Genomic DNA, 18,262 nt, shown 5'->3' with positions numbered 1-18,262 from the left:
AACAATATTTTAGATAAAAATGGAAAAAATCAGTTAAAACCCACCTTTTATAGTATAGTAAAAATAATCACAACATTGGAGGATTATTATGAAAAAAAGTTATAAATTGGAATATCGATTAAATGATGAACGTAATCAATATCCAGCACTCTATCACTATAAGTTTTCAGATCCATATGAAATCTTCTGCCGTCGACTTTGTGATTATTTTATTAAAGAAAAAAAAGTTTACAAGCAGACCTCTTCAAGTCTTGAAGATGAATATTACGTAATTTATGTAGAAGAAGAAACAGATGAATATGTTTTTGAGCATGCTGACAGTTATCAACATGTTACACTTGAAGTAAGAGATTATAAAGAATATAGTGTATCTCCATTAATCTTTACATATGATTTATATTCACATGAAGAAGCTTTATCATTAATCGGTAATGATTATTTATGGATTCAGGATGAAGAATATGAAAAGATATCTGCAGAAATTGATGAAGACCGCTCTACATTTGTTCTTTATATGGTGAAGGCATAAAAAACAAATTTAAAAGGCAGCCGTCTAGCTGCCTTATTTATCCATATATCACATGAGAAATGTACATAACAATTGGAAGTGTGATGACACTCAATACAGTACTAAACAATGTAGCCGATGACACAAATTGTGGCTCAGTGTCGTATTTTAATGCATACAAGGTTGTATTTGCAGCTGTTGGCATTGCAGATAAGACTATCATAATTTGCTTTAATAAATCATCGATAGGCAAAACGAGTGTAAGACCAAATGCAATGACGGGCGATAAAAATAATCGAATCCCTAATGTTAATGATAACGGGGCAATGTCCAATTCTTTTATTGATATTTTCGCTAACTGCATACCGAGAATGATCATTATCATTGGTACAGCTGCATTCCCAACCATGGAAATGGCCTCCATAAATGACTCACTTATAGGAATCTGAAGGAGATGGAAAGTTACCCCTAGCAGAGTTCCGTATACAATTGGCATTTTCACAACCTCTTTAAGCGCCATTTTTACCCCACCACCATTCGGTGACCCTTTTGCCGCATAATAGATCCCGACAGTACACATTACTAGCTGCTGAATAACCATTAGAATTACGGCGTATCGTAATCCCGTTTCACCAAATGCGAAAAAAATGAGCGGTGTTCCATAATTCCCATTGTTCATAAAAGCACTGGCAAGTATCATTCCACAGGTCTTTTTCAATGAATATTTTTTAAGAAAAGCAATGCCATAGATGACTAAAATTAAACAAAAGACGAGTCCAATTGTATAAATAGCCATCATTAAATAATCAATTGAAAAATCAGTTGTATAAAATATCTCAAATGCAAGAAACGGTACCATTAAGTAAATAGCCATGTTAGATAATGGCTTTGTATCAAATTTAAGTATCTTTTCTCCAATAAATCCTATACCAAAAATAAAAAAAATCGGGATAAGGATTGTAACAAATTCCATAAACTCACCTTTTCTACTAAACTAGATATCAAGAAGTATAGCATATTCTAAACTAATCGGTTTCATTTAAGGAAATTGCTTTTTTACACACCCTTTATTTTGATACCGTTATCCTTCAGCGTATTGTATATTCTCCTAGCAAAGGAAGCAGCATATATACCATCTCCGTGAATACAAATCGTTTCAGCCTTTATTGATACCTTTTTTCCATTTGTTGCAACTACCTTTTGCTCCAATACCATAGATAAAACCTGCCTTATTGCCAGTTCATCTTCTTTGATTAATGCATTTTTTTGTATACGCGGTGTTAACATTCCATTTTCCTGATATGTTCGATCTGCAAATACCTCACTCGCCGTTCGTAAACCTAGTTTTTCTCCTGCATCGATTAATTCACTGCCAGATAGTCCATATAATATAAGTTGGGGATCCACTTTATATACTGCCTCTGCTATTGCTTCAGCAAGATCTTTATTTTGTGCTGCCATATTATAAAGAGCGCCATGCGGCTTCACATGATGTAAAGTCTCACCCTCTGAAGTCACAAATCCAGATAGAGCGCCGATTTGATACACGACTATGTCAAATGCCTCTTGGGGAGAAATCATGATATTGCGTCTCCCAAATCCTTTCACATCCTCAAAGCCAGGATGTGCACCAATTTTCACAGAAAATTTTTGTGCCAATTGAACGGTCTTTCTCATTGTCGTTGGATCACCCGCATGAAAGCCGCAAGCGATATTTGCTGAACTTATAAATGGAATAATTTCTTCGTCTGCCCCAATTATATATGGCCCAAAGCTTTCACCCATATCACAATTAATATCAATTTGCATGAAACTGAGACCTCCTTATTGCTAATGAAATTCCTATTTTAATTTCTTTTATTGCCCGTTCCCTTTTTAATAATAAATGTTGTGCCTCAGAAACTGATACTTCCATAAATTTAATGTATTCTCCAGGCATGATTTGAGACAATCCTGGTAAATCAACACTTATGACATACCCAATTTTTGGATATCCTCCGATTGTCTGGTGATCAGACATTAAGACGATTGGCTGTCCATCATTCGGTACTTGAATTGTTCCCATTGGCACAGCTTCTGAGAGCAGGTTATGTTGAGAAGTAACTTCAAGCTTTGCTCCAGATAATCGATATCCCATTCGATCAGATTGAGGTGTAACCTTATATTCCTCTGCTAAAAACCTATCTTGAGAAGCTGAAGAAAACATAGTAAATTGTGGGCCTTTTATGATTCTGATGTCTGAATTTTTTTTATTGATAGATCTCATATGAGGTGGAATCATCCAATTTACACAGTGAAATGGCGCTGATTCTTCTTTTCTTTTAAGGAACTCTGTCAAGACTTGAGCTTCTAAACTTCTATGCTCTTTCGGTTGTAGCTGATCCCCTTTTTTCAATGCCCTTCCATTTATCCCGCCTATTTTGCCTCTTATATATGTACTTCTGCTATTCATAATGATTGGTATATCCAATCCTCCAGCGACAGCAACATAACTTCGACAACCATTTTTGGGACGCCCAAATGTCAAACGGCTTCCTTTTTTCACAAGCACAGGTCTCCATAAAGGTACTGGTATATTGTCTACTTTTGCTGATAAATCTGCCCCACAAATCGAAATGAGATATTCCTGTTCAAACAAAAGACTTGGCCCAATGACCGTTAGCTCTATTACAGCCTCATCTTCAGAATTTCCAACCAATAGATTGGAAATTCTTGCGGCTACTTCGTCCATTACTCCACCAACGGCCACACCATATTGCTGAAATCCTTTTCTGCCCATATCCTGAATTGTTGTCAGTATCCCTGGTTGAGTTACCTTTATCGTCATTTATCATCACCTGCCTGCAAGTTCTCAAATTTCTCGGATGTTATTTGTACAAACCGAACCATATCTCCTGCTTTTAATAAACTTGGCTGTGCCTGATGTTGATCAAATAATTTTATAGGCGTTTGACCAATTAACTGCCATCCTCCCGGACTATCAATAGGATAAACTCCTGTTTGCTCTCCACCTATTCCTACACTACCTGCCGGAATCTTCACTCTCGGTGTGTCTTTACGTGGTGTAGAAATTTTTTTCGGCATTCCGCCTAGATAAGGAAATCCGGGAGCAAAACCTATCATATATACTAAATATTCTGTACGAGTATGTATTTCAATCACTTCTTGCTCAGAAAGCTGATGAAAATCAGCAACGTACGATAAATCCGGACCATACTTTCCTCCGTAACAAACAGGAATCGTTACTATATTCGATGTATCTTTATTTACTATATTTTTGTTTAAAAGTTGGTTCTTTAGTAAAGTTACAACCTTTTCATATGGTGACATCGATTTCATTTTGATTGGATCATAATAAACCGTAACGGTTGTATACCCCGGGACTACTTCTACTAGTCCATCAAAGGGATTTGCCATTAAATATGAAGAGAAATGGCGAACTTGAATATGAGTTTCTTTACTTATTACATGATTAAATGTTACTGTCACAGCTTTATCACCTTGTGGAAAAAAAGTCACTTTCTCCATTTTCATGCTCTCACTCCACATCTTTTCTTTCTTACTATTAGTTTATCATTCTTTCTCTTAAAATTATTTAAAAGATTCTGAATTCCAAATCATGCTTTAAAAGGAACATTTAAGGGAAATCTATTCAAGTAACAGTAAAACCCTTTCAAAAAATTTCGCAAAAAGCTTTGACATCTTGTTAAAAATAATGTAAATTACCTAAGGGACGAACATTTCAAAATAACAATTCTTTAAATATTCGTGTTTAGGAGTGTATAACATGGAAAATGTATTTGATTACGAGGATATTCAATTAATTCCGGCTAAATGTATTGTGAACAGCCGTTCTGAATGTGATACAACAGTTACTTTAGGTGGACATAAATTTAAGCTGCCAGTCGTACCAGCTAATATGCAGACAATTATTGATGAAAAGATCGCCATATATTTAGCAGAAAATGGGTATTTTTACATTATGCATCGTTTTCAACCGGAAACGCGTATCTCTTTTATTAAGGATATGAATTCACGAGGATTAATTACATCGATTAGTGTTGGTGTAAAAGACGAAGAATACGATTTTATTAAACAACTAGCAGAAGAACAGCTTTCACCTGACTTTATTACGATCGATATTGCTCACGGTCATTCAAATGCTGTCATTAACATGATTAAACATATAAAAGCTCATTTACCAAAAAGCTTCGTCATTGCAGGAAATGTCGGGACTCCTGAAGCGGTTCGTGAACTTGAGAACGCTGGCGCGGATGCTACCAAGGTTGGAATTGGACCTGGTAAAGTGTGTATTACAAAAATTAAAACTGGTTTTGGAACTGGCGGCTGGCAGCTGGCAGCGCTTCGCTGGTGTGCAAAAGCGGCAACAAAACCTATTATCGCAGATGGCGGTATTCGTACTCATGGTGATATTGCAAAATCAGTTCGTTTTGGAGCATCCATGGTAATGATTGGATCATTATTTGCAGGTCATGAAGAGTCTCCTGGCCAAACAATTGAAAAAGATGGTAAGCTAGTGAAAGAATACTTTGGGTCTGCTTCTGAATTTCAAAAAGGTGAAAAGAAAAATGTAGAAGGTAAGAAAATGTATGTAGACCATAAAGGACCTCTACAAGATACATTAACAGAAATGGAACAAGATCTACAATCTTCAATTTCATATGCCGGTGGAACGAGTTTAGATGCAATCCGTCATGTTGATTATGTTATTGTGAAAAACTCAATTTTTAATGGTGATAAGACATTTTAAAAAAGTAAAGAGGAACTGTTTATGCAGTTCCTCTTTACTTTTTAGAAGTTCATTTTTCATTTACGTATAATCCTATTAAATTTATAGCAGTTCTTTTACCCTTCCTACAATTCCTGACTCTAACATTACCTTTATACCATGTGGATGTGTAGATGAATTTGTTAAGATTTTTGCGACAATACCTTCTGTTAGTTTCCCTGATCGTTGATCTTGCTTTTGGACGATTTTAACTTTTGTTCCTAAGTTTATATCAGCACGTTTTGTTCCCTGCATAATTCCTTCACCTCTCTTTTTCTACCAATTTTAATTAGTATAACAAATAGATCTTATTTTAGTTCCTTATGTAAAGATTTTGTAAAGAATAACATAGTTCCTTGATATTTAGGGGATTCTTCTGTAGACTTTCAATATCGGAATTCGATATTGATATTCACTATTATGTATGGAAGGTGATTAATTGGAAGACAAAGTATTACGAAAGCTTTTTCTAGGGTTTATACACATTCACATATTACATCATGCAAAGGAACACCCTATTTATGGTGTCTGGATGGTCGAAGAGCTTAAGGAACATGGTTACAGTATTGGCTCCGGTACTCTATATCCCATTCTCCATTCAATGGAATCAGATGGCCTGCTCATTAGAGAAGATCGAAATGTTGAGGGGAAAATCCGAAAATACTATACCACAACCGAAAAGGGAAGCGAAATTCTAAATGAGGCCAGAAAAAAGGCCTATGAGCTGTTTAAGGAAATCAAAGACTAAAGATAGAAGGTGATACGATGAAAGAGAAAAGTAGTAATATGAGTTTGAGGTCTTTATTAGAGATACTCCTGATCTCTACCAGGTTAGGGTTAACATCATTTGGTGGCCCTGTAGCCCATTTAGGCTACTTTCACAATGAATATATTCAAAGAAGAAAATGGTTGGACGAGAAAACCTATGCAGATTTAGTAGCACTATGTCAATTTTTACCTGGTCCAGCAAGTAGTCAAGTTGGGATAGGAATCGGGGTGATGCGGGCTGGTTTACTTGGTGGCATCGTTTCATTTATCGGATTTACTTTACCATCTGTAATTGCACTTATCATCTTTGCATTAATTCTTCAGGGCTTGGATATTGCTGAGTCAGGTTGGATTCACGGTTTAAAAATTGTTGCTGTTGCTGTTGTTGCTCATGCTATTTTAGGAATGGCGAAAAACCTCACACCTGATTTAAAACGAAAATCAATAGCTTTATTTGCTCTTGTCGCTACACTATTATGGCAAACAACTTTTATTCAAATAGGTGTTATTTTGATTGCTGGACTTCTAGGTTATCTTTTTTATAAACAACATAATCAAACAGAAGATGCAATCTTGCGTGTTCCAATTTCTAAGAGGTTTGCCATGTTTTGTTTAATACTATTTTTTGGGCTTCTTATTTTTTTACCAATCTTAAGAGAAGCTACACAACTTAACTGGATTGCCATGTTTGATAGTTTTTACCGCTCTGGTTCATTAGTGTTTGGCGGAGGTCATGTTGTTTTACCATTACTTGAGCGTGAATTTGTACCGGCAGGATGGGTAAGTGAAGAATCCTTTCTTGCGGGTTATGGGGTTGCACAGGCTGTACCAGGACCACTTTTTACATTTTCTGCCTATTTAGGAGCTGTAATGAACGGTTGGCAAGGGGGACTATTGGCAACTGTAGCGATTTTCTTGCCAGCTTTCCTGCTCATTTATGGGACTCTTCCATTTTGGGACTCACTACGTCGTAACCCAAAGATTAAAGGTGCCCTAATGGGGGTAAATGCTGCTGTAGTCGGAATATTAATTTCAGCATTTTACCATCCTATTTGGACCAGCTCCATTTTGTCCTCTAAAGATTTCGCATTTGCGGGGATTCTGTTTAGTATGCTTGTCTATTGGAAGTTCCCACCATGGGTAATTGTTCTAACTGGGGCTATAGGAGGCTATCTATTAACGTTCCTGTAATTAGAAAAAATTGGCTTGTCGCCAAGACCTAATGGCGAAAGCCTTAGTTTTTCTTATACTATCATCCATAAAATTTATATACTTTTTGATAGTATAAACTAAAGGAGAGACTTTTAAATATAAAGTCTCTCCTTTTTCATGACGGATTCAATTCACTAAACTCATATTGTGGTAATATCACCCGAAATGTTGTTCCATCCTGACTGCTTTTAAGAACAAAAATTTCCCCTCTATGTTCAAAAATTATTTTTCTCACAAATGGGAGACCCATGCCCATTCCTAATTCTTTCGTAGAATTAAATGGATCAAAAATACTTTCCCATTGATCTTTACATATCCCTTTCCCACTATCTGAAATATCAATGATAATTTTATCAGCTACAATATCTGTTTTTATAGCAATATTACGATTCGTTTTAAATTCATCAATTGATTCACAGCTATTTTTGATAAGATTAATAAACACCTGCTTCAAATAGGTAGGACTAGCAAATGCCTTTAGAGGTTTATATTTTTGCTCAAAACAAATGTCAATTTTCTGCTCTTTCCTTAATTCACTCGTAAATTCAATCGCTTCCTGAATTATCCGGTTTAAGTCTGCATCTTTAAACTCAACAGTTTTCTTTTTTATATATTCCGAGTAATGATGTGTTAATTGTTCAAGCTGGCTTGTTCCTAGGTGAATCATGCTCACGTAATTTTCACTTTGTGTTGGTAAATCAGTCGTTTCAGCAACCAGCTTGGAATAACCTTTAATAATTTGAATATTATTTTTCACTTCATGTATTAAACTTGAGGAAAGATTTCCTATATAATCAAGCTTTTTCTGACGTTCTTTCAATAAATTATAGTTTATTGAGACGATATTATTCATTTTAACGAAAGAAAAAATAATGCTTGATGAAAAAATAATAACCCCAATACTGCTGAGAACTGAACCTGTCCCAGGGATAAAATTCAAAAATCCAGTTAGCAATAAAAATATGGAACAATAGGCAAAAGTTCGCAAAAACGACTTTAATGAAGCATTCTGAATCCCTCTACAAGTAATCACAACGATGATCAGGAAAAAGAGGACCGTACCTGTGTGTATTAGGTACAGAAAATGATAATCTCCATATACAGGAAAATAAATACTTGTGTTAGGATCTGCTGTTTGGACAACTCTTAATCCTTCAATTCCCCATTTAGTCCAGCTAATCGCATAAACCCATACACTCCACAAAACCAATCCCCCAAATACTTTCAGGTTAAAAAATGATTGAAAAAAACTATATTCTGTTTTGTTTTTTATATTTGGTGTGTGCTTATTAAGCAAAAGGTAAATTAAATAAAAAATAACCGGTACAACACCAGTTGTTCCAATTCGAAAAAAGCGGAATAAATTCAAAATCCATTCTTCCGGGACAATTCCTTTTAAATAAAGAACTCCAATATCCAGTTGCCATAATGTAATGGAACACATAAATAGCAACAAAACAATTCCTAATTGCGATCCTTTATAAACCCTTGTTACATTTATTGCCAGAACTAAAGGTAACAAGCCAATTGTAAATATTAATAATGACGTTATCACGAATTCTCTTCCTTTTGTACCTATAAATATGTCGTTGCATCAGGTACTCTATATTAACAGCTTCCCTTAAGACTTTCCCATTTTATCATTTGATGGATCTTAAGAATAGTCATGTCTTACTTATACTCTTGCATCACACTATTTTCCATTAATATTTAATAATAAACCGGTATCATATTATATGTGGAAAACTAAGCTTTTTAGAGGATGTTTGAATAATAATTATCAGGCATCTGCAACTTGATACCTGGGTAAGATTGGTATATGATAGAGGAAAGAACAAATACTAATAGACGATTGGTGCACGAACACCAACCGCCTTTATAAGCTTTAGTTACTCCGCAGTGTAAAGTTGCGGTGGCTGAGGCAACTAGAACCACAGACTAGCTCCACTACCCTCATCGCCAAATGTCAGGGTGGGCTAGTCGTTTTTATTATTCCCGCTATTTCTAGTTGCGACAATAATCGAAACGACCAAAGCAGCAAAAGCGATCATTGTATCCAATTCATCTCTTGTGATATACACGGCACCACCCCCGCTCTGCCTCGGGAGTACCACCGCTGCCCATACCCAGCATTGTAACTTTCTAAATTATACCATATTAAGAATAAAAACCTTTTATTAACCCACTTATTACATAAAATCACATCTTTTGTCACAGTAACTGGATGAAAAAAATGCAAAAGGCATATACAAACAAAAACTTCTAAGGAATTTCCTTAGAAGTTTTAAAGAAAGATTAATTTCGAACCTGACCTGTTCCATAAACAAAGTACTTACTGGATGTTAATGCTTGTAACCCCATCGGACCTCTTGCATGCAGTTTTTGGGTGCTGATCCCTATTTCTGCACCATATCCAAATTCGGATCCATCTGTAAAACGAGTGGATGCATTATGGTACACCGCTGCTGCGTCAACTTTATTTAAAAACGTTGCAGCATGTTGCTCATTTTTCGTCACAATTGCTTCTGAATGTTTTGTACCATATGTGTTAATGTGTTGAATGGCTTCATCAACATCTTTTATTATTTTCACACTAACTGATAAAGCTAGATACTCTGTATGCCAGTCCTCTTCAGTAGCTGACTTGGCTTTTTCGAACACACTTGTAACTTTGTTATCTCCAAAAATCTCAACTTGATGTGCATCTAGTGATTCAAGTAAGCTTCTCCCATTTTGTGAAAACCATTTTTCTTCTATTAAAATAGTCTCAATTGCATTACAAACAGAAGGGCGCTGCGTTTTACCGTTGATGACAATGTTTTCTGCCATTTGATAGTCCGCTGTTTCATCAATAAATACATGACAGTTTCCTGCTCCTGTTTCAAGAACCGGTACAGAAGCTTCCCTTACAACTGTATCAATTAAATTTTTCCCGCCACGTGGAATTAAAACATCTAAATACTCCTTCAGATGAAAGAGCTCTTTCGCTGTTTCCCTGCTTGTATCTTCAATCAATTGAATAGCATTGACTGGAACGGTACTTTTCTCAAGTGCCTTATGAATGGATCTAATAAGCACTTGATTTGAGAAGCTTGCAGAAGAGCTACCTCTTAAAATAACTGCATTCCCTGTTTTTAAGGTAAGTGTTGCTGCATCTACGGTTACATTTGGACGAGCTTCGTAAATCATACCGATTACACCGATCGGTACTCTGTTTTTCTTTATACGTAGTCCATTTTCTTTTTCAATTGTTTCGATTGTTTCTCCAATTGGATCTTTTAGATCAATTAATAAGCGAATAGCTTCTGCCATATCGTGTATTCGCTTTTCATTAAGCATAATTCGATCTAACACACTGTCAGATAAACCATTCTTCTTTCCTGCTTCTAGATCTTTTTTATTTTCCTCAATGATCGTACTCTGATCTACTAAAAGCTGATCAGCAATTTTAGCTAATGCCTCATTTTTTTCTTCTGTTGAAATATCAACCAATGCAAAACTTGCTTCTTTAGCCGCTTTTCCTTTTACAAGAACTTCACTCATCTCATTTCCCCCTCTATGCTTTTACCCATTTATTTCGATGAATCACAACAATGGAAGATAAAACCTCGTCTTTGTGTAATTCCTCACTTCTTTTTCCCATTGCTTCTTTAAGCTCCTCTGATGAAAAAAGCACTTCACCCTTCCCAAGTATACCTTGTGGACCGACAACTTCTACAACATCATGTTTCTCAAATGATCCTTCAATATCGTAAACTCCAGCTGGCAGAAGGCTTTTCCCTTTATACACAAGTGCATCTTCTGCACCTTGATCAACAAAAATTGTACCAGATATTTCTGAATGAAGCGCAATCCATTGGCGACTATTGTTAACAGCTTGAAGACCTTCTTTCCCTATATATGTGCCATCTCCGTTGCCAAGCATAATATCAACAAGCTTATTTCTACCTTTTCCAAGCCCTATAAAAACCTGTACACCTAATGAAAGTGCTGTTTTAGCTGCCATTAGCTTAGACTTCATCCCACCTGTTCCAACCTTTGAACCAGATCCCCCGGCCACCTCCAGCATATCATCTGTCACGTCAGCTAAATAATCGATTCTCTTGGCAAGTGGATTTTTGTTTGGGTTTGAGTCATAAAGTCCATTTATATCTGTTAGAATAATAAGCTGATCTGCATGAACAAGCCCACTTACAAGAGCTGAAAGCATATCATTATCACCAAATGTCAGTTCTTCAACAGAAACTGTGTCGTTTTCATTAATTACAGGTAATATTCCCCGCTCTAATAATTCTGTTACCGTTGCATAGGCATTTTTATAACGCTCTTGTTTTGAAAAATCATTTCGAGTAAGAAGTATTTGGGCCGGTACAATATGATGCTGACTGAATTGTTCGATATAAGATTGAACAAGCAAGCTTTGACCTACTGCAGCAGCTGCTTGTTTTCCCTTTAGGGTAATCGGACGAGTAGGATATCCTAAGCGGGCAAATCCAGCTGCAACTGCCCCGGATGATACGAGCAATACTTCATGTCCGGCCTCTCTAAGAGCCGCAACAGCTTCAACATGATCTGTGAATTTTTCCTGATCAATTTGTCCTTTTGCATTTGTTAAGGAGCTGCTTCCAATTTTGACAACAATTCGCTTCTTATCCATCTCTATTTCCTCCAGTAAATTAGCGCAAGCGCCTGTTCAGCCTTAAAAACATACTTAATAAAAAAAAGCACCTCTCATCCTATAAAATAAGGACGAAAGGAGCTTAGCTTCCGTGGTACCACCTTGATTGGATATGAAGTACTTTCACATCCCTCTTTGCCCTTTTTAACGCCAGGGTTGCGCCTATGTTTACATAGGACTCAAGAGGTAGGTTCAACGGCTTTTTAATATGAAGTCTTTCAGCTTATAAACTTCACTCTCTGTGAAAAAAAGTTCCCGCATACTAGTCCTCTATTAGAACGTTCACTGTGATTTTTATTTATTATGCCGAGTATTTCACTGACTGTCAAGACTATTTTGTATTATTTTTCTCTAGCTGATAACTCAATTTTATCCCATTTACCTACCTTATAATAAGAGAAGGCAATCACACTGCTGATAACAAAGCTAAGCCCCATTCCTATAGCAATCCCATTGTCCCCAAACCAAATTGAGCACAAATAGGACAAAGGATATCTAAGAATCCAGAAAGAAACTATATTTAAGATTAACACTTGAAACATAGCCCCAGACGCACGGACGATTCCATTTAAAATAAAATTAATTCCGAGAAATGGATAGAAAAAAGCGATTATTTTTAAATAATCTGTGCCAAATTGCACTGCTTCTTCTTCCCCTATAAATAGTTTTATCCCCCATTCAGCAAAAAGCACCACAATTGTACTTATGAAGACCATTATAACTAAATTAAATATAACACCATATTTTGCAATGTCATGAACACGTCTCCACTTCTTAGCCCCTATATTTTGTCCTGCCATACTATTAACTGCAGTCCCAAGAGCCATTGCTGGAAGCATAATCAAGCTATCAAGTCTTTGAGCCGCTCCAAATCCAGCTACTACATCACTACCAAAAGAGTTGACAACACTCATAATCGCCATGACACCTGCTGAAATAACCGTCATTTGTAACCCGGAAGGCAATCCCAGCTTCATGATTGTCGACACTTCATCACTAGAAGGCAGCTTCGGCATGATAAAAGGTACTAACTTTCTTTTTAATGTATCCCATATCCCATAAACAAAGGATATTCCTTGAGAAAGGATAGTTGCATAAGCTGCACCTGCAATTCCGAGGTTAAACACGTAAATAAATAATGGATCTAATACAGCATTTAAAACTACAGCGATCATGACATATCGGATCGGTGTTTTGCTATCGCCAAGTGCTCTTAGCACAGTACTAACAAAGTTATAGCCAAATAAAAATAAAATTCCGATAAAATTAATTTCTAAGTAGGCAGTAGCATCAGGAATCATAGATTCAGGAGTACTCATCCATCTGAGAATACTCTCTGATAAAATATAACCCGCGATACCTAATAGTATTGATAGGGCTGTTAAGACAACAACAAATGCATTAAGGTAATTTTTTAATCCCGTTTCATTATCCTTTCCTTTTTGTTGTGAAAGAATTGTGAGCGTTGCATTATTAATCCCAATAATGAATGATAAAATGGTAAAGATGACAGTACTCGATACAGCGATTGCTCCTAATGCATCAGCTCCCAACAGGTTTCCTACCCATAAGCTGTCAACAAACTGATACGATATTTGCAGCAAATTTGTTAGCATAATCGGCAGGGAAAATGTCCAAACCTGCTTCATAATGCTTCCACTGGTAAAATCATGTTGTTTCATCTTGTAACTTCCTCTCATGTTGAATCAACTATTCAACATTTTTGTTGCTTTTATGTTATCACAGCTGTTTAGGATCATGCACAGGATAAGAATTGTTGACTTATTAGGTTGCTAGATATAAAAATGGCAATCTCCTGACTCGAGACCTGCCATTTTCTCTGAATCTCTACGTTTTTTTTGCGATTTTTCCCTTTTATTTGCTATTCCAGAAATTTATTTGCTATTATCTGATTTTATTTTCGATTCTCGGCATTTATTTTCGATTAGACAAAACTCAACAAATATCGACAAACTCCTGCTATCCCTTCATTTTATGAATACCCGTTAAATAGCTATCCAGTAATAAATGCAAACTTTTATCAAGCTCTAGTGGAAATCCAAAGCCTCCCTTTTGTTCCAGAGATGAAAAGCCATGAAGTATACTTCGGAGTCCACGTACAGCGTGGATAACTTCATCATTTTCTAAGCCATACCCTTTTAAGATTTGAACAGTTAAATCCACGATTCTACCGCCGGCTCGTTGAAGTTCATGTTCTTCGGAATCTGCTGCTTGTAATGTCAGTTCATAAATTCCCGGATTTTCACGAGCAAAAGTAACATAGGCGTCTGCTACTGAATGAACCGCTTCATCCTTTGCTTTACCAATTGAAGCTTGAGCGAGCCTTTCATATAGAGCTTCCATACCATATACTGCTAATTTTTTCCGTAGTCCTCCTAAACCTTCAATATGATTGTATAATGATGGTGGACGTACATTTAACTTTTTAGCTAATGATGCTAGTGTGACAGATTCTAACCCTTCCTTATCAGCTATCTCTGTTGCTGTTTGTAAAATTGTTTGTAAATCCAACCCCATTCTTGGCATTTTACCTTTCCTTCCTATTTTTTAATTTTTGTTCAGCTTCTTCGATTGCTCGTTGAATTGCTGCTTTCGGACTAACGATCATATCGCCATGGCCTACCGCTAACAAATCCGGGTCCAAGGAATAAATTTTCTTTCCACTTTCAAGAGCAACTACTTTACTCCATGTTGCCATTGCAGGAAACGGAAAGAAAGGCCTAAGCTGTCCGCTTATCGCTATTCCCCCTCTAGTTTGAAAAGCATCTCCCACTATGATTGATCGATCCTGTTCATCGAATAAAGATATTGAACCCGGCGTATGACCAGGTGTTGCAACAACAACAAGGGATCCAATTTTATCACCTTCATGCAAAAGCTGATCTGGGTTCAAGTCAATATTTTTCGGGATTCCACCTTTAATAGGTGTTTGTTCCTCGTGTGGCTCAAGCTCCTTATCTCCTTTTAACAACCTGCTATCTCTTGCTGAAATGGAAATCGGTACAGTTGGGAAAACCGTTTTTAACTTTACGAGCGATCCGACATGATCACCATGGGCATGAGTCAACACTATATTTTTTAATGGTTTACCGATTTCATTTATAACCTTAATAATTCCTTTAAAACTACTTGGGATTCCAGTATCAATAAGTGTTACACTAGTTGGTTCTTCGACAAGATAGCAATTTACCGGGAAAAATCCCGGGAAAAAGGTAATTTGGTATAACTTTCCTTTCTTTACGACTTTCATCTCCCCATCCTCCTATATAATACAGTTAGTTTTAAAACTAATACCATTAGTTTTAATATAAACTATCACTGTTAGTTTTCACAAGCCCTTTTATTAAAAAAGGCATATCACAATAAAGTGATACACCCTCTTCATAGTTACCTAACTACATACACTCTTGCTTCAAATGGTTTGAATGCAAGGTTTGACATAGCTTCATGATCCTCTACTTCATAGTTTGCCAACCATAAGTTATTACTCGCTAAGGAAAAACCCAACTCACCATCCCATGTTGCATTTTCTGCTGTTAGATTTGTCATGATAACTACTTTTTCCTGGGCCAGTGTTCGTGTATACACATAAAGTTGAGGATGATCATGTAAGAGTAATTCATATGAACCATAAGTAAAGACTTCATGTTCTTTTTTTAGTTGTACCATTTTTTTATAAAAATGAAGGATAGAGCCTTCATCTTCTAATTGTTTTTCAACATTTATCGTTTCATAATTATTGTTAACACCAAGCCAAGGGGTCCCTGTTGTAAATCCTGCATTTGGTTCTGCAGACCATTGCATTGGTGTTCTGGAATTATCACGACTAGATGCCCAGATAATTTGCATGATTTCTTCATGTGACACACCTTCTGCTCTTCTAAGACGATACATATTTTTATCAGCAACATCATTATACTCGTCAATTGTATTGAATTTAACGTTTGTCATTCCTATTTCTTGACCTTGGTAAATGAAAGGAGTACCCTGCATTAAAAAATACATGGCTGCCAATGCAGTAGCACTTTCATACCAATATTCCTTATCATCTCCCCAAGTCGACACTCGGCGTGGCTGGTCATGATTTTCAATAAATAGAGCATTCCATCCCTTATTTTCTAAGGTTTTTTGCCATTTTGTTAACACTCTTTTTAATCCCGGAATATCTAATTTATTTTCCATAGACGCATTCCATAATGATAAATGTTCAAATTGAAACACCATATTAAATTTTCCATTCTCAGTTCCAACCCACTGGTCAAGGTCTTCTTCATCTTCTACTCTTACACCGTTTGCTTCACCAACTGTTACAATGTCATATTTTGAAAAAGTCTCTTTTTTAAGTTCTGAGAGGTAATCGTGGATTCCTTTTACATTCATATGTTTGTCAAAAGAAGGAACATATTTCAATCCATATGGATTTGGTATATCATGTAAGCCTTCTTCTTTATTAATATGACTAATCGCATCAACTCTGAAACCATCAATTCCTTTATCAAGCCACCAATTGATCATATCGTATAGGGCATGACGAACATCTGGATTCTTCCAATTAAGGTCAGGCTGTTTAGTTGAAAAGATATGCATATAATATTGAACTGACTCCTCATCAAATTCCCAGGCAGACCCACTAAAAATACTTTCCCAATTGTTTGGTTCTTTTCCATCTACACCGTCGCGCCATATATACCAGTCGCGTTTCTCGTTATCTCTTGAAGAACGTGACTCGATAAACCATGGATGTTCATCACTTGTATGATTGATAACAAGGTCGATAATTAACTTCATGCCACGATTATGGACCTCATCAAGCAATTGGTCAAAATCAGCCATTGTTCCGAATTCGTCCATAATATCCTGGTAATCACTGATGTCATAACCATTATCATCATTTGGCGACTTATACATTGGACATATCCATATCACATCAATACCTAAGTCTTTAATATAATCTAATTTTGAAATCATTCCTTGAAGGTCTCCAATTCCATCTCCATTTGAATCCATAAAACTTCTTGGATATACCTGATATGCAACTGCTTCTTTCCACCAAATTTTCTTCATAGTTCTTCCTCTCTTATTTCACGTAATAAGTTACTCCCTTTTAAAGCATTATACCCACTTATATTTGTCCGTTAATCCTTGAACTAAATAAAGAAGAACACAAAATAAAAGGACAAGAGCTAAAAATGCAAATGATCGAACATACATTTTTATCCATTGTCCTTTTTCAACTCTTTATATGTTTATTTCTTCTGCTCGCATGATTTTCGTTCAATAAATTTTGTAGGAATTGTAATTCTCTTAGGTAATGAATCAGGGATTTTGATTTTCTCAATTAAGCAATTCGCTGCTTCATACCCAAGCTGATAGATACATATATCCACAGATGTAATCGGAGGTTTGGAATGTTCAGATAACATCAAATTATTGAAGCTAACAATTGAAATATCCACTGGTACCCGGATGTTGATTTCCTCCAGGTGGCTAATCATTTCATATGCTATTAAGTCATCCTGTGTTACAAGTGCAGTTGGTGGTGAAGATAATTTCATGAGGGAATAAATTGCCTCTTTCCCATTTTCTTTAATATATTCTTCATGGACAATATACTCATCATTAAAAGGGATATTTGCATCATCCAATGCAAGCTTATATCCATTTAGTCTGTCAATCGTTACGACAAAATTAAGACTTCCACCAACGAAAGCAATGTTTCTGTGCCCTAATTGGATGAGATATTTTGTTACTTGTTTTGTACTGTATATATTATCATTATCTACGTAGGAAATACGTTCTTCATTCATATATGGCCTTCCGACAACTACAAATGGAAAATTAGATTGCTGAAGAAAATTCATTGTTTTATCGTTCACTCTTGAATATAAGAGTACAATTCCATCTACCCGTCTGCCTTGTACCATGGATGTTACTTCATTGAAGATTTCATCCTCTGTAGAACCAGTTGATAAATAGATTCCATATTTATTCGCATGTGCACTAGTACTAATCCCTCTTAAGACCTCCGGAAAGAAAGGATTTTGAAATGCATAATAGGCAGAGTTCGGCATAATGACCCCAATTGCTTGTGTGCTTTTCGCTGCTAAGCTGCGAGCTTGGAAGTTTGGGTGATACCCCAATTCCTCCATTACCTCTCGAACTCTTTTCTTTGTTTGTTCACTTATTCGCGGGCTGTTTGCAATAACCCTGGACACCGTTGAAGGTGCTACTTTTGCTTTTTTTGCAACATCTTTAATTGTAACAATCATTACTGCCTCCTTACCAA

Annotated in this window: 17 protein-coding genes; 4 read left to right on the top strand and 13 right to left on the bottom strand. The window is 36.2% G+C overall.

Annotated elements, in window-relative coordinates:
• The first annotated feature begins 88 nt into the window (after positions 1–88).
• Positions 89–529, top strand: coding sequence for a hypothetical protein (locus HWV59_RS08895; protein ID WP_175638670.1), 441 nt, complete (start codon positions 89–91; stop codon positions 527–529).
• Between the two features lie 37 nt (positions 530–566).
• Here the strand turns inward: HWV59_RS08895 and HWV59_RS08890 are convergent, their stop codons facing one another.
• The 4 genes from HWV59_RS08890 to pxpB form a co-directional block, all read right to left on the bottom strand.
• Positions 567–1,481 carry an AEC family transporter gene (locus tag HWV59_RS08890; protein ID WP_175638669.1) on the bottom strand — a complete coding sequence of 305 codons (915 nt, stop codon included), beginning with the start codon at positions 1,479–1,481 and terminating at the stop codon, positions 567–569.
• Between the two features lie 83 nt (positions 1,482–1,564).
• Complete coding sequence (locus HWV59_RS08885) at positions 1,565–2,317, bottom strand: LamB/YcsF family protein (RefSeq protein WP_175638668.1); 753 nt, start codon at positions 2,315–2,317, stop codon at positions 1,565–1,567.
• The gene (locus tag HWV59_RS08880) at positions 2,307–3,335 is read right to left on the bottom strand and encodes a 5-oxoprolinase subunit C family protein (RefSeq protein ID WP_175638667.1); all 1,029 of its coding nucleotides are present in this window, start codon (positions 3,333–3,335) and stop codon (positions 2,307–2,309) included. Before HWV59_RS08880 ends, HWV59_RS08885 begins: the two co-directional genes overlap by 11 nt.
• A complete protein-coding gene (gene pxpB / locus HWV59_RS08875; protein WP_235991698.1) occupies positions 3,332–4,042 on the bottom strand; it encodes a 5-oxoprolinase subunit PxpB in 711 nt (236 codons plus the stop codon). The genes HWV59_RS08880 and pxpB overlap by 4 nt, the downstream gene beginning before the upstream one ends.
• Positions 4,043–4,295: 253 nt before the next feature.
• Here pxpB and guaC point away from each other — a divergent pair, with 253 nt between their 5' ends.
• Positions 4,296–5,279, top strand: coding sequence for a GMP reductase (gene guaC / locus HWV59_RS08870; RefSeq protein WP_102232206.1), 984 nt, complete (start codon positions 4,296–4,298; stop codon positions 5,277–5,279).
• Between the two features lie 81 nt (positions 5,280–5,360).
• Here guaC and HWV59_RS08865 read toward each other — a convergent pair whose 3' ends face one another.
• The gene (locus HWV59_RS08865) at positions 5,361–5,552 is read right to left on the bottom strand and encodes a YwbE family protein (RefSeq protein WP_102232205.1); all 192 of its coding nucleotides are present in this window, start codon (positions 5,550–5,552) and stop codon (positions 5,361–5,363) included.
• 184 nt (positions 5,553–5,736) lie between these two features.
• Between HWV59_RS08865 and HWV59_RS08860 the strand changes: the two genes are divergently transcribed.
• Both HWV59_RS08860 and HWV59_RS08855 read left to right on the top strand, forming a co-directional pair.
• Complete coding sequence (locus HWV59_RS08860) at positions 5,737–6,045, top strand: PadR family transcriptional regulator (RefSeq protein ID WP_102232204.1); 309 nt, start codon at positions 5,737–5,739, stop codon at positions 6,043–6,045.
• A gap of 17 nt (positions 6,046–6,062) precedes the next feature.
• Positions 6,063–7,256 carry a chromate transporter gene (locus tag HWV59_RS08855; protein ID WP_175638666.1) on the top strand — a complete coding sequence of 398 codons (1,194 nt, stop codon included), beginning with the start codon at positions 6,063–6,065 and terminating at the stop codon, positions 7,254–7,256.
• 136 nt (positions 7,257–7,392) lie between these two features.
• Here HWV59_RS08855 and HWV59_RS08850 read toward each other — a convergent pair whose 3' ends face one another.
• The 8 genes from HWV59_RS08850 to HWV59_RS08815 all read right to left on the bottom strand — a co-directional run bounded on the left by HWV59_RS08850 (position 7,393) and on the right by HWV59_RS08815 (position 18,245).
• On the bottom strand, positions 7,393–8,832 hold the full coding sequence (locus HWV59_RS08850) for a sensor histidine kinase (RefSeq protein ID WP_175638665.1): 1,440 nt from the start codon (positions 8,830–8,832) through the stop codon (positions 7,393–7,395).
• A 740-nt stretch (positions 8,833–9,572) separates the two neighbouring features.
• Positions 9,573–10,820: a glutamate-5-semialdehyde dehydrogenase gene (locus tag HWV59_RS08845; RefSeq protein WP_175638664.1), complete on the bottom strand. Its 1,248-nt coding sequence runs from the start codon at positions 10,818–10,820 to the stop codon at positions 9,573–9,575.
• Positions 10,821–10,833: 13 nt separating this feature from the next.
• Positions 10,834–11,934 carry a glutamate 5-kinase gene (gene proB, locus HWV59_RS08840; RefSeq protein WP_175638663.1) on the bottom strand — a complete coding sequence of 367 codons (1,101 nt, stop codon included), beginning with the start codon at positions 11,932–11,934 and terminating at the stop codon, positions 10,834–10,836.
• A 362-nt stretch (positions 11,935–12,296) separates the two neighbouring features.
• A complete protein-coding gene (locus HWV59_RS08835; protein WP_175638662.1) occupies positions 12,297–13,637 on the bottom strand; it encodes an MATE family efflux transporter in 1,341 nt (446 codons plus the stop codon).
• Positions 13,638–13,935: 298 nt separating this feature from the next.
• On the bottom strand, positions 13,936–14,502 hold the full coding sequence (locus tag HWV59_RS08830) for a TetR/AcrR family transcriptional regulator (RefSeq protein WP_175638661.1): 567 nt from the start codon (positions 14,500–14,502) through the stop codon (positions 13,936–13,938).
• A 1-nt stretch (position 14,503) separates the two neighbouring features.
• On the bottom strand, positions 14,504–15,226 hold the full coding sequence (locus HWV59_RS08825; protein WP_175638660.1) for an MBL fold metallo-hydrolase: 723 nt from the start codon (positions 15,224–15,226) through the stop codon (positions 14,504–14,506).
• Positions 15,227–15,363: 137 nt separating this feature from the next.
• Positions 15,364–17,040, bottom strand: coding sequence for a glycoside hydrolase family 13 protein (locus tag HWV59_RS08820; RefSeq protein ID WP_175638659.1), 1,677 nt, complete (start codon positions 17,038–17,040; stop codon positions 15,364–15,366).
• Positions 17,041–17,222: 182 nt separating this feature from the next.
• Positions 17,223–18,245 (bottom strand): LacI family DNA-binding transcriptional regulator, encoded by a 1,023-nt coding sequence (locus HWV59_RS08815; RefSeq protein ID WP_175638658.1) that lies wholly within the window; start codon positions 18,243–18,245, stop codon positions 17,223–17,225.
• Positions 18,246–18,262: the final 17 nt, after the last annotated feature.

This window comes from Metabacillus schmidteae, assembly GCF_903166545.1.
GTDB lineage: Bacteria > Bacillota > Bacilli > Bacillales > Bacillaceae > Metabacillus > Metabacillus schmidteae.
This window is presented reverse-complemented; position numbering and strand designations above follow the sequence as displayed.